Here is a 12,143-nt window from a genome sequence, read left to right as displayed (position 1 = left end):
CGCTGCGGCCTCAGGACAGGCTGGAAGCCTGCCCACCATGGACAGCCGGGACGGCTATCCTCCGGCCGGGAGGTTAGGCCTCCGGCCTGACAGGGGCCTGAGGCGTCCCGCCTCCAGCTCCCTCTCCCAGCGCAGACACCACGCGCTGGTAGGACAGGCTGGAAGCCTGCCCACCATGGACAGCCGGGACGGCCATCCTCCGGCCGGAGGTTAGGCCTCCGGCCTGACAGGGGCCTGAGGCGTCCCGCCTCCAGCTCCCTCTCCCAGCGCAGACACCACGCGCTGGTAGGACAGGCTGGAAGCCTGCCCACCATGGACAGCCGGGACGGCCATCCTCCGGCCGGGAGGTTAGGCCTCCGGCCTGACAGGGGCCTGAGGCGTCCCGCCTCCAGCTCCCTCTCCCAGCGCAGACACCACGCGCTGGTAGGACAGGCTGGAAGCCTGCCCACCATGGACAGCCGGGACGGCCATCCTCCGGCCGGGAGGCGGTGCCGCATGAAAAACCGGATGCGGGTGGGGCGCGTGTGCGGCATGGGTGCAGGTGGCGGTGGTTGAATGCCGGTGCCTGGGCGTGACTGCTGCTGCGCCGGCTGCGTGCCTCGCGCTGGCACGCACACCTCAGCCTGCACACTGACCATGATCATTCAAAAGCTGCGCAACCGACGCAAGGCCTGCACCGCCGCTGCGCTGGTGGCGTATGGGCTGTTTGTGCTGGGCTGCGCGGTGCTCATCTCTCTGCCGGGATTTCTGTACTACTTCTTTTGGGAGAAGGCGGGCTGGGTGATCTCCACGCTGACCGGGTTTCTGCTGGGGAGCTTTGCGCTGTCGCTGCTGGAGGTGCTGGGGACGCTGGCGAAGGCGGTGCGCCGTGTGTTTCGCGGGCCTGCGGGGCGGGAGGTTGCGAAGGCGAAGGCGGACGCAGCCCCGCGCGACGAAGGTGGTGGCGCGGAGAGCGCCTGAGGCGAGGCAGCGCTGTTTGGGCGTGACTTCTGCGGGCGCCTGCGTGTAAAAAGGCGGCATGGCCCCCTTCCCCCCACGGCATGTGTGCATGGCTGGCATCTTGGTGCTCGCGTCTGGCGCGGTCGCGCTGGCGGACACGCTCTTTAATCTGCTGAAGGGCCGCTTCTTCTTCAATCTGGGATTCGTGGGCATCCCCATCGGTTACGGGCTGCTGATCGGGCGGGCCTCTTCACGGAAGTGGGCGCTGTTCTTCAGCAGGCTGGCGGTGGTGGTGGCCTGCGTGATCGTGACATGGGCCGCGCTGGACTGGCTGCCGCGCGGGGGCTGGGTGCTGGGGCGCGCCAGCTATGGCACGTGGGCGGAGTGGCTCATGCTGGCAGGCTGCGTGTATGTGGCGGCGGTGCTCTCCCGCAGCGGGCACCAGGAGTGGTTTGCGGAGGAGAAACAGGACACGGAGTGGGCGAGGTCCATCGCCTGGGGTGTGACGCTGGCGGTGATGGCGCTGTGCCTCCTCATGAACGCTGGGATGGCGCAGATGCGCGAGTCGTTTGCCAAGGCGCGGCCGCTCCACGTGCGCGTGACGCCGTATGATGCGGTGAGCGGGAAAGGGCTGAACAACATCGGCTGCCGTCACGACGGGCTTTCCAGCGTGGGGCCCGCTGCCGGGACGCGGCCGGGCACCCGGCTCAGCAGCGTGACTCACAGCAGCGCGGAGGGCATGAGCCTGGACTTTTACGGAATGGTGCTGGAGCCCTACCAGATCTCGGTAGGTTCCGCCGGGTATGAAAGCCAGGTGGTCACGCTGGACGGGGGCTCGCCCTCGGAGATCCGCGTGCCGCTGCAGCCGCTGAAGGACGCGGGTGCGGAGAAGAAGCCGGGCACGGGCGATGGTGGGAAAGAGTGACGCGAGCGCGATGAGTTGCCATGCCGGGGAGATGAAGGATGGCCGCAATCCGTTCTTCGCCCGGTGGGCTACGAAGGACGGGAGAGGCCCAAACATCGGGGCGGTGCTGATATGGCCCGGACTCGACAGCCTGCGGGCAAAGTGCTAAGACGGGGTGGTCATGGCAATAATACCTGCTGCTTAAGACCATGACCATGATCTGTATGAAACGAGGGCTTTTCTTTCTGACGCTGGCGGTGTGTGTGCTGGGTGCAGCCTGCGCCCATGCGGGGACGCGCATGCTGGCCTTCATCCACCAGCCGCTGACCACGCTGGGCACTGACGGAGATGCGGTGGTGGTGGTGGCGCGGGTGCCGGTGCTGGTGAATGCGGTGCCGGAGTCGTTCATCGGCGCGATCGCCATGCCCAACCGGCTGCCGCAAAGTGAGAGCGCCGGCATGCCGGACTCCAATCTGGTGTCCCTGCTGCACATGGGGGTGTCTGTGCAGCTGGTGAAGGGGCGGCACTTCCGCATCGTGCTGGATCTGCAAAATCTGGGAGACTGCGAGCCCTACGGCGTGACGGTGAAGGAGGTGGTGGCGGGCACCGTGCAGTGCCTGCAGGCCACCTTTGACGAAGGCGGCGGCCACCTGGGCTCCTACGAGCTGAGCATCCTGCCCAAAAAGGATGACAAAACGGACTGGAGCCCCTACGAGGGGCGCTACGAGGCCAAGGCGAAGGAGAAAGCGCAGAAGGCCCGCTGAAGGATGGCCTCATACCACCCCCGATGCCTCCCATGAATCCGCAGCAGCAGCCACCTTCACCACTCCCACCGGAGAGCCCCTCTGCCGCGTGGAAGTTTGAGCTTTCGGGGATGATCCTCTTCTTCGTCGTCGTGGTCGGGTCCTACCGCCTGGCGAATGCGCTGCGGGAGCCGGTGATGCAGCATTTCTCCCTGCACGGCGGCAGCCCGGGGGATGCTCCACCGTGGTATTTCATCACACAAGACTTCGCGGCGGGCGTGGGCGGCGCGGTGGCGCTGCTGCTGTGCCTGCTGGCGGCGGTGCCCATGTGGCGGTGGTGGCCCAGCTATGCGCCCATGATGGTGTGGATGCCGCTCCTCTGGCTGGGGGGTGGCATCGCGCAGAGCTGGATCATCTTCCACGCCTGCCCCGGGCTGCTGCAGGGCCAGCGCGTGACGAGCCGGTGGCCCACGTTTGACAGCTACCTGAACGACCCGGGCATCGCACAGGCAAACTCGCTGGTAATGGGTGGCGCGCTGGCGATGGCCCTGCTTCTACCGCAGGCAGGCCATCAGGCGCAGCTCTGGCGGGCGCGGAGGCGGGCGGCACGCGCGGGGATGGCGGAAAGCTGAGGGCGGGCCGGGCTGTGCTGAAGCGGGGCGGGCGTGGGGGGCGGGTGTTTGCGAAACAAAGCGCTTGAATTTAAAAATCGGGACCCAATCGATGATGGTATGTCATGGTCTTCTTTTCAGGCTGTTTCATACCACATTCCACCACTCCAACCCATCAGGACCCATGGCCCGAGCTTCCTCCTCCAAACCCCGCGCTCCCAGGGCTGCGGCACGGCGGCGCACTGCGGCACCGCAGACGGCGGCGGGCGCAGGCGGCATGGCGGGAACGGAGGGCGACGCTGCGCCAGCGGGCGGTGAGGCGGTGAGCGGTGCGCTGACTGTGGCGGGGCTGGAGGATGGGGCCTATGCGCCCCGTGCGACGGCTGGGAATGAGGCGGACGCTTTGCCTGATGGCGCAGTGGCAGGCGCTGCCGCAGGCGGCCATGGCGCTGGCGCTGCGTGTGCCGCTGGCGCAGGTGCGGCTGCCGCACGGGAGCCGGGGGCGAAGGCGGCGGTATGGCTGCCCGCCGGGCTGCGGCGCTGGCTGGAGCGCGCGCGGGCCCTGGGGCTGCGCACGGAGGAGGTGGTCTTTGAGCTGCATGTGCGCCAGGGGCTGCCGCTGCTGGAGGTGGCACGCGTGCTGGGCCTGGGGGCGCAGGCGGTGCAGGATCTCTGGCGGCTGGGCCGTGCGGCACACGCGGCACGCTCGCCCCAGTGCGAGGCGGATTTTGCCGGACTGCGCGAGCAGCTGTGCGCGGTGCTGTGGCAGACGGTGGAGGAGACCTTCCCGGGCCTGCTGCATGAGGCGGCTGAGGATGACGAGGATGAGGCGGGCGCACGTGCCTCGGCGCCGATGCTTTCGGTGCGGCTGAAGGCGCTGGACCAGATCGCGAAGCTCTACGATGTGGGCCTGGTGCAGCACACCGCCGCCTTTGCCCCCCTGCCCTACGCGACGCCGGATGACATCGCCGCCAGCGTGCGCGAGCGTGTGCTGGAAATGCACGGGCGCGGGGAGTGATACCACGAACTTTTATCAACGAGCCTGAAGGTGGAGGCACGAGCTGACGGAGGGGGATCATCTTGATCCCCCCACCTGCAGCGTGTTTGTGGATGTGCGAGGGCGCTGGATGATGAGGGAGGCTCGGCTTTGCGGAGGCACGAGAATGCAGGGCGATGCGTGAGCGTGAGGGATCGGGACGATCCCTCTCCGCCAGAGCGCTGGCCAAGCCGCATGGGATGCTGGCTTACATCCATAAGACCCGTTTTTCAGCTGTGCGTGGCATGATACCACGCACTTTTATCAACGAGCCTGAAGGGCCGCGCGGCGGACGCAGGTCGGCCGTGTTTGGCACCGAAGGATTTCCGAGGCACTGCCTTGACCTCCGCCAAACCGCCCGACTGCGAGGGTGTGCGCACGCCCTGCAGCCTGCCGTGTGCCGACACACACACCCAAGGCCGCCTTTCCCGCACCTGGCCTCAAACCGCAGGCTAGCGCGCGGGCGCGGTGGACTGAGCGGCGGGCGCTGTGGGCGGGGGGCTGTCTGCGGTGATGTCGAGCTGCAGGTACGGCGCGGCGCTGGGGATGCTGAGGTAGGGCGGGGCGGTCTGCTGCACGAGGAAGTCGGAGTCTTTGAGCGCGGGATAGCGTGCACGCTCGCCCGCGGTGAGGGGGCGCAGCATGTAGCCCTGCGGCAGCGGCGGATAGGCGAGCGCGGCGATTTCGGCGATGGATTTTCCCGGCAGGGTGCGCCGCAGTTCATTCACTTTCAGGATGTGATCGATGGCGGCCTGCCCCTCCTGCCTGATCTGCTCCTCCAGCAGCTGCTGCTGGTGGGCGGCATGGAAACTGGCCGCAAAATAAACCAGCACAGCCGGGACAAGGGTGACGAGCAGGGCAAAAAGAGCCGTGGACTTTTTCATAGGTGGGAATCGACACGCATGATACGCCATCCCCGTTTGTCATCTCCGGAATCTTGTGAATTTTACAGCCCCCCACCCTCCCCCTGAGCCCTGAACCGCCGCTGAAAGCCCCTGCCCAGCCCCACGCTGGATAATTTGTGGGTGCGGGAGATGCAGGGGGGGCTCAATTCACGCCGCTGCTTTTTTGATGGCATCCTGAATCTTGGCGAAATCTCCCGGACCTTTCACCATTTCAAAGAAGCACTGCCCGCCGCTGCGCTCCTCCCACAGTTTGCCGAGGCGTTCCTTCTCCACGGTGTCCGGGTTCCCGGCGAGATGGCCGCCTTTGTATTCCACCGCGAGGTTTTTTCCGTTCTTCAGCTTCGCGAGGAAATCGGGGTAGAACTTGTCCGTGCTCGTTTGAATCCAAAATGAAAGCTTCGGTTCGCGCTCAAGGTTGCGCACCCATGTTTCGACACGTTCGTCATGAGCGATAATGCGGGCGCACTCAATCTCCTCGTGGTTCATGGCGCCAATCTCTTTGTAGTAGTGCCGGGGCAGCTCCAGGCCGTGATAGCGATCTCCCACCGGATACTTCTGCGGATCGAAAGTGAAGACGCTCGCCAGCGACACATGCACGGTGCCTGAGCCGTCGCCATACAGCAGTGTTTCATACACCTTCTTTTGGTTCTGCTTCTCCAGTTCGTTCACCCGGGCAGCCACGGCCTTGAAAAAACGATGACGGTGCGCGGTCATCTGCTCCAGGGTCACGCCGCGCTTCTCCTGCTCGGAGATCACTCGCTGAAGCCAGATGTCCACCTCCGCATCCGTCAGGCCAGGATGTGGAAAGGCGCGGGCTGTGGCTACGATGAGTTTGGCTGGCGGCCACGCCGCGCTGGACTCCAGCAGGCGCTGCTGGCGGTCGGTTTCAGTGAGGAACCGCTGCTGAATCTTTTCCGTTTCATTGACATCAATCGAGATTCCGCGCTGCTCAGTCGGGATGACAAAGCTGGGCAGCAGCGCATCGCATTTGGCCAGCGTCCAGTGGTTGCGTTCCAAGATGTCATCTTCCTCCAGTTGATGGAGGAAATCCCCCTGCTTCAGTGCGAGCACGGGTACGGAGAACGTCACGCCAGCCTCTGCCGGGCAGGTTTTTCGCTGCTGCGGCTCGGCAGCGCGGCCGGCACGTTTGTTCACAGCGGCACGCACAGCGGCCTGGGCCTTGTCCGTTCCTGCCCAGGCCAGCACGGCGTCCTCCTGCTCTTTGTTCAAAGGCTTCGCCACGGTCAGCTCGCCGGTCTTCGGGTTCCATGTCACCACATCCACCACCGCCAATGGCAGCGCGGCCTTCGGCTTGTCTGGCAGAATCGTCGTGACGGGCACATCTGGCGGCGGAGCAGTCTCGGCAGGAATGCCGGGCAGCAGGGGGCGCTCCACCACGAGATCATCCACATCCTGCCCCTCAAAGCCGGATGCCACCAGCCCTTCCTTCAGTGCTTTGGCGGCTTCGTCAAACCTTGAGGAAGCCACAAAGGCGTAGGCGTTGTTCAGGTCGTCTCGCTGCTTGCGTTTCGCCTTCGGCATGCGCAGCACGCGGCCCAGAATCTGCTCCACCGCCTTGCTGCTGCCCATCTCCGCCACCGAAAAGAGCACATACGCCCACGGGCAGTCCCAGCCCTCTTTGAGCGCCTGCACGGTGATGATGAAGCGCACCTTGCTCTCACGGGTCTGCACGTTGATGCCATCCAGGCCGCGCCTGCTGCCGGTGTGCACGCAGATCTCGCTTTCGTGAATGCCAAACTCCTTCAGCTTTGCCTCCACTGTCTCCACGGTGATGCTGGCCCTGTCCTTGTACTCCGGCTGAGCCTGCAGCAGCATGATGGGGCGGATGTACTCGCCCGTCTGCGCCTCCTCCTGCCGTGCCTCTCCATCGAGGTGATTGAGCACACCGATGGCGTCTCCCAGCAGCGCGTCCCAGGGCTCGCGGTAGCGCAGGTAGATGGGCAGCTTGATCATCTCCTCCGCCTTCAGCGCGTAGGCGGAGACGGAGAAGAGCACGTTGCTGGGCGGGTTTTCATAGCTCTCCCCGTCCTCCTTCACCATCTCGGCCTTGAGGTTTGGCGTGGCGGTCAGCTCCAGCACGGCGGAGGGGTTCAGGCGGCGCAGGGTTTCAAATGAAAGCGGCTGCCGCGCATTGTGCGCCTCATCAATGATGACAAAGGGCCTGCGAAGACGGAAGACGTTTACCAGCGACTGGTTGAAGTGGCCTTCAGGCTCGCGCTCCACCGCCTCCAGCAGCTCCGGCGGCAGATTTTCAAAATGGCTCATCAGCTCACCGTTGTTCTTGTACACGTTCAGCGCGCTCATGTCCCTGCGGCGGAAGGCCTGCATGGTCGCCACCACGATGACGGTATGGCTGTCCAGCAGGGCCCGCTTCATGCGGGTGGCTTCCTCGATGTCCAGCACGGCCACATTTCCCAGGCTGGTGTCCAAAGACTGGCGGTATGGATCGTCCCGATCCTGCATGCGGGACAGCGTCTGCGTTCGGATGGCATCACTCGGTACCAGCCAGAGGATCAGGGCGCGGTCCCTTTGCAACAACTCCTGCACACCCAGGCTCACCGCCTCACAGGCTACCAGCGTCTTGCCGCCACCCGTGGGAATGCGCAGACACACGTAGGGGATGCCCGGCACCTGCCGCACGGGAGCGTAGGGCAGCCCCTGCCCCTCATGAATCTCCGCCGTGACCGAGGTAAATGCCGTGGAGGCGGGAAAGGTGTCCTCCGCCTGCTGCATGACACAGCACTTCTGGTAGTAGCGCCGCAGCCAGTGCAGGGCGTGGGATTGGTATTGCTTGAGTTCCATTAGCGGGTGCGGATGGCGTAAGGCGTTTGTTTGAAGGTGATGCCCTCGCGGTCGAGGCGGGCCTTGCTGAAGCGGCAGCCGGCGGCATAAACCACCTTCGGGCCATCGTGCGCGGGCAGGTGCTCCAGGGTGGCGCTTGTCAGCACATTGCCGCCGTCCACGCTCTTGTCCTTGAGGATGCCGTTGTAGAGCAGGTACACCGCACGGCCATGGTGGATGCCGAGCAGCGGCGTCTTGGCCGAGATGCGCTCCTTGGGCAGAGGCTCGCCCGTTTCAGAGAAATACACGTGTCGTGCCAGATCGGCGAAACGCACTTTATCCTCATTGATGCGCCCGTGGTCATCGAACAGCGGATCGCCAAGACGCACGTAGCGGAAGCCGCCGCCAAGGCCGGGCACGGAGTCGCCCTTGGCATTTTTGTAGCCTTCTGCCACACGCTTGACACGCTCGCGGGTGATTTCAGGCGCGATTTTTTCGTCCATTTCCACGAGAATGAAGCGGCGGCTTGCGGCGGCATCCTCCGAACTGCAATCTAGAGCCGCATTCATCTTGAGCACCGCGTGACCTGTGGTGCCGCTGCCTGCGAAGCTGTCGAGAACGAGGTCGCCTGGGTTCGTGGCGATTTGGAGGATGCGCTCGATCAGGCGGGTGGGCTTTGGGGTGATGAAGACAGAATCCGAGTCTTTAAAATCCATCACAGACACCAATTCCTTCTTCGCATCTTGTGTGTGACCTACATCCTTATAAAACCAGAGCGTCTGTGGAACCACGCCTTGCTTCACTTCGGTGAGGAAGCGTTTGATTTGCGGTATAGCGTTGCCGTCTTTGCCCCACCAAATTCGCTTGTCGGCATTTAACTCGTCGAATTTTTCCTTTGAGACGCGCCAATACATCCCAGTTGGTGGGCCAGCGATAACCCGTCCACTTGGACAAGTGATTGAGTATGTTCCCTTGCTAAAATAGTTTCTCGCCGACAAGTCACTTGTCTTCCAGACGCCGCGCGGATCATTATCTCGGTTTTTATAAGCGGCATCTTGCTCGTCGCTTCTAGCCACCAAGTTAGGTTTCCACGTTTCCGCATTTTTTGCATAAACAGCCACATAGTCGTGGTCTTCTGAAAAATGCCGGGCCGAGTTTTTGGGTGAATAAACTTTCTGCCAGATGCATGTCGTAATAAAGTTTTTCAGCCCAAAGATTTCATCCATCAGATATCGCAGCGCCTGAATTTCATTGTCGTCCAGGAAGATGAAAATACTCCCATCCTCGCTCAAGAACTCCCTTAGTAGAGCCAGCCGGGGATACATCATGCACAGCCAGCGGTCATGGCGGTCAAGGGTCTCTCCCTCTTTCCCGACGGTCTCGCCGATCCATTGACGGATGGCGGGGCTGTTGACGTTGTCGTTGTAGGCCCAGCCTTCGTTGCCGGTGTTGTAGGGCGGGTCGATGCAGATGCACTTCACCTTTCCACGGTAGTAGGGCAGCAGGGCCTTGAGGGCGAGGAGGTTGTCCCCCTCCACGATGAGATTCCCGCTGCCGGGGTCGCCACAGCCGAGTTCCGGCACGTCCCTGAGCAGACGAAACGGGACTTCGAGATGGTGGTTGATGACGGCGTCCTTGCCGATCCAGTTGAGCGTGGGCATGCCCGCCTGTTTTACGCAGGGCTGAGCGTGCTGTCACGCGTGGATTCAAGGCTGAGGCGCATAAAAGAGCGGGCATACCCCTCCAATGGACTGCCGAAGGGAAGCCACCAAAGCGACGCGACATCCAGAGGACAAGTGTGATATGCTGCCGCAGGGCCATGGGAAGCGGTGGCAAGGGCGGCGCGAGCGGATGCGAGTTCTTGCTAGAGCGGCGTAGGATTTCTGCTTGCCAAAGGGAAATTTCCCGGTTTTCTTCGCCTTTCCCGCCATGCCAAGACTTCTCGAACAATATGTGTCCGGGCTCCCCGCTCTGGAGGAGCTGTTTCCCGTGCCTGCGGAGCTGATCTCGCAGCGGGAAAACGCCACGGACTTCCCAGATGCGAGCTGCGCCAGCCCGCATGACCAGGAGGAGACAGAGTCCTTTGGAGCCGCGCTGTGGGAAGCCTGCGCTGGTGTGACGACCGCCCGATAAGCGCACCTGCCCCATGAGCGAGGAGCGCCAAGCCTGGCATGATCCCCTGGACAAGCCGCCCGCCCCGGCGCTGGTGGCCACCGCCGGAGAGATGATGGACGCGGAGCTGAAGTGCCTCTTCTGGCATGGCAACCACCCGGATGCAGATGCCGCGATGGCGGAGGCTTTTGAAAATCTGGCCGTGCGCTATGTGGAGACCCAGGCCAGCAAGACGATCACGCCCAAGGCCATCCGCATCGACTACCATGCGCTGCGGCTGATGCTGGGCCGCTTTTGCAGGGATGTGTACGGCATCATGCGGCTGCATCAGCTGATGGACCGGCTGAAGAAGGAAGGCCTGATGCAGGAGGAGGCGCGCCTGGCGCTGCAGGAGGAGGTGTCCCGGCTGAGCGTGCGCATCAACTCCCGCGCGCCCTTCATGACGCGCCGTGCTGCAGCCTTCTCCCTCTGGATGTGCACCTTCAGGCCTGTGCATCTGGACTTTGGGATGAGCAAACATGACCCCAGAACGTGCTTGTTTGCGGCAGGGCTCAATTTCTTCATCGCGCGCTCCTACCTGAAGCTCACGGGAGAGATCAACCTCGGCAAGCAGGAGGAGATGAGGATGCGTCTGGAGCGCATCTTGCATGACTTCACCTACCGCGAGGTGAACCTGTCCTCCCTGGAGTTTTTCTATTCATCCATCTACCGGAAACGCGACAACGGACAGACCGAAGTGGACGGCCCCGCGTATGGGTGTGAAAACGAGCTGCCGGCAGTCTGGTGAGGGCAAAAAGCGAACGAAAACCGAATCAGGTGCGTCGAATATAGCGTTTGTAGCGATTAATTGCTTGTAAACCTCTTCACTGCGCGGAGGCTTGGCGCATGCGCCAAGCCTCCGCGCAGTGAAGAGGCCGCCACATTCCACCAGATTGTACAAAGGACTTTTTAGACATGCTGACCACTCGAACCAACCGCCTCGATCCTTCCCTCATCCCCGAAGATGAGCTGAACGTGCTTGCCCGGCTTTTTGCCAAGCGGGATCACGTGGCTTTGATCGATGAACAGGGAAACCGCACGCACATTCCAGAAGCGCTGTTTGCGCATTTTGCGCGGATCGTGCGGCTCATGAATGAGCGCAAGGCCATCGTCATGGTGCCGGAGGACGAGGCCTTTACCACGCAGGCTGCGGCGAACTACCTGGGAGTCTCAAGGCAGCATCTCGTGAATCTTCTTGAGAAGGGGGATATACCGCACCACAAGGTGGGCGCGCACCGGCGCGTGACCTTCAAGGATTTGCTGGCCTACGAGCAAAAACGAGACAAGAACCGCCGCGAGGCGATGGACCGGCTGACTGAAGAGGTGATGAAAGCCGGGCTCTACTTTCCCGCCGCCCCCATGCCCGAGAAGACATGAGGGCGGACTTTAAAGTGGTGCTGGATGCCTGCGTACTGGCGAACTACGGCGTGGCAAACCTGCTGCTGCTCCTGGCCGAAAAGCCAAGGCTGTACCTGCCGGTGTGGAGCGAGGAGATCCTGGCGGAGACACGCCGGACACAACTGGGCCCGCTCGGCTGGCCGCAGCATGTGGCGGACAGTTTTCAAACAGAGCTGCGGCGGGCGTTTCCTGAGAGCCTGGCAGAGGGATATGAACACCTGACAGATAAGTGCATGAATGACGCGAAGGACAGGCATGTGCTGGCCTGCGCGGTTCACAGCAAGGCGGAGGTGATCCTGACCTTCAACCTGCGTGATTTCAGCGATGCGGCGCTGTCGCCATGGGGTGTGACGGCAAAGCACCCGCAGGAGTATCTGCTGACGCTGTTTGATCTGGAGCCGCTGCATGTGATGCACCAGCTGGGAGGCATCGCGCAGAAGCGTGGCTGCACGCTGGAAGATCACCTGATTGATCTGGGACGGTTTGTGCCTGAATTTTCATCGCGCCTGCTGGACGAGCTGAGCTCGTGATGCGAGCGCGGCTGGAATTGATAGCGATGGTATTTTCGAGCATTTAGAGCCATAAAAAGCTGCTTGCAGTCACCCACCTCACTTTTTTCCCCAGCCAAAAAACACTTTTCGCTTGCGGTTTAAA

12 protein-coding genes are annotated in these 12,143 nt (G+C 62.8%); 9 read left to right on the top strand and 3 right to left on the bottom strand.

Annotation, left to right across the window (positions count from 1 at the left end; all coding sequences use genetic code 11):
• Positions 1-636 precede the first annotated feature (636 nt).
• The 5 genes from ACZ5WW_RS00595 to ACZ5WW_RS00575 all read left to right on the top strand — a co-directional run bounded on the left by ACZ5WW_RS00595 (position 637) and on the right by ACZ5WW_RS00575 (position 4,215).
• Complete coding sequence (locus ACZ5WW_RS00595) at positions 637-960, top strand: hypothetical protein (RefSeq protein ID WP_377170480.1); 324 nt, start codon at positions 637-639, stop codon at positions 958-960.
• 58 nt (positions 961-1,018) lie between these two features.
• On the top strand, positions 1,019-1,864 hold the full coding sequence (locus tag ACZ5WW_RS00590; protein WP_377170482.1) for a hypothetical protein: 846 nt from the start codon (positions 1,019-1,021) through the stop codon (positions 1,862-1,864).
• Between the two features lie 203 nt (positions 1,865-2,067).
• Positions 2,068-2,607: a hypothetical protein gene (locus ACZ5WW_RS00585; RefSeq protein WP_377170484.1), complete on the top strand. Its 540-nt coding sequence runs from the start codon at positions 2,068-2,070 to the stop codon at positions 2,605-2,607.
• Positions 2,608-2,639: 32 nt separating this feature from the next.
• Positions 2,640-3,218, top strand: a complete 579-nt coding sequence (locus ACZ5WW_RS00580) for a hypothetical protein (protein WP_464694202.1) — start codon at positions 2,640-2,642, stop codon at positions 3,216-3,218.
• 163 nt (positions 3,219-3,381) lie between these two features.
• Positions 3,382-4,215, top strand: coding sequence for a hypothetical protein (locus tag ACZ5WW_RS00575; protein ID WP_377170488.1), 834 nt, complete (start codon positions 3,382-3,384; stop codon positions 4,213-4,215).
• A gap of 470 nt (positions 4,216-4,685) precedes the next feature.
• Here ACZ5WW_RS00575 and ACZ5WW_RS00570 read toward each other — a convergent pair whose 3' ends face one another.
• The 3 genes from ACZ5WW_RS00570 to ACZ5WW_RS00560 all read right to left on the bottom strand — a co-directional run bounded on the left by ACZ5WW_RS00570 (position 4,686) and on the right by ACZ5WW_RS00560 (position 9,601).
• On the bottom strand, positions 4,686-5,117 hold the full coding sequence (locus ACZ5WW_RS00570) for a hypothetical protein (RefSeq protein ID WP_377170490.1): 432 nt from the start codon (positions 5,115-5,117) through the stop codon (positions 4,686-4,688).
• Positions 5,118-5,285: 168 nt separating this feature from the next.
• Positions 5,286-7,961, bottom strand: a complete 2,676-nt coding sequence (locus tag ACZ5WW_RS00565) for a DEAD/DEAH box helicase (RefSeq protein WP_377170492.1) — start codon at positions 7,959-7,961, stop codon at positions 5,286-5,288.
• Positions 7,961-9,601 carry a site-specific DNA-methyltransferase gene (locus ACZ5WW_RS00560; protein ID WP_377170494.1) on the bottom strand — a complete coding sequence of 547 codons (1,641 nt, stop codon included), beginning with the start codon at positions 9,599-9,601 and terminating at the stop codon, positions 7,961-7,963. Before ACZ5WW_RS00560 ends, ACZ5WW_RS00565 begins: the two co-directional genes overlap by 1 nt.
• A gap of 268 nt (positions 9,602-9,869) precedes the next feature.
• Between ACZ5WW_RS00560 and ACZ5WW_RS00555 the strand changes: the two genes are divergently transcribed.
• The 4 genes from ACZ5WW_RS00555 to ACZ5WW_RS00540 all read left to right on the top strand — a co-directional run bounded on the left by ACZ5WW_RS00555 (position 9,870) and on the right by ACZ5WW_RS00540 (position 12,019).
• Positions 9,870-10,073: a hypothetical protein gene (locus ACZ5WW_RS00555; protein ID WP_377170496.1), complete on the top strand. Its 204-nt coding sequence runs from the start codon at positions 9,870-9,872 to the stop codon at positions 10,071-10,073.
• 13 nt (positions 10,074-10,086) lie between these two features.
• Positions 10,087-10,839, top strand: coding sequence for a hypothetical protein (locus ACZ5WW_RS00550; RefSeq protein WP_377170498.1), 753 nt, complete (start codon positions 10,087-10,089; stop codon positions 10,837-10,839).
• A gap of 167 nt (positions 10,840-11,006) precedes the next feature.
• Positions 11,007-11,468 (top strand): helix-turn-helix domain-containing protein, encoded by a 462-nt coding sequence (locus ACZ5WW_RS00545; protein ID WP_377170500.1) that lies wholly within the window; start codon positions 11,007-11,009, stop codon positions 11,466-11,468.
• Complete coding sequence (locus ACZ5WW_RS00540; RefSeq protein ID WP_377170502.1) at positions 11,465-12,019, top strand: PIN domain-containing protein; 555 nt, start codon at positions 11,465-11,467, stop codon at positions 12,017-12,019. Before ACZ5WW_RS00545 ends, ACZ5WW_RS00540 begins: the two co-directional genes overlap by 4 nt.
• The last annotated feature ends 124 nt before the right edge of the window (positions 12,020-12,143 follow it).

Source organism: Prosthecobacter fluviatilis (genome assembly GCF_055388355.1).
The sequence above is the reverse complement of the archived record's forward strand: the minus strand, read 5'-3'. Positions and strand labels throughout refer to the sequence as shown.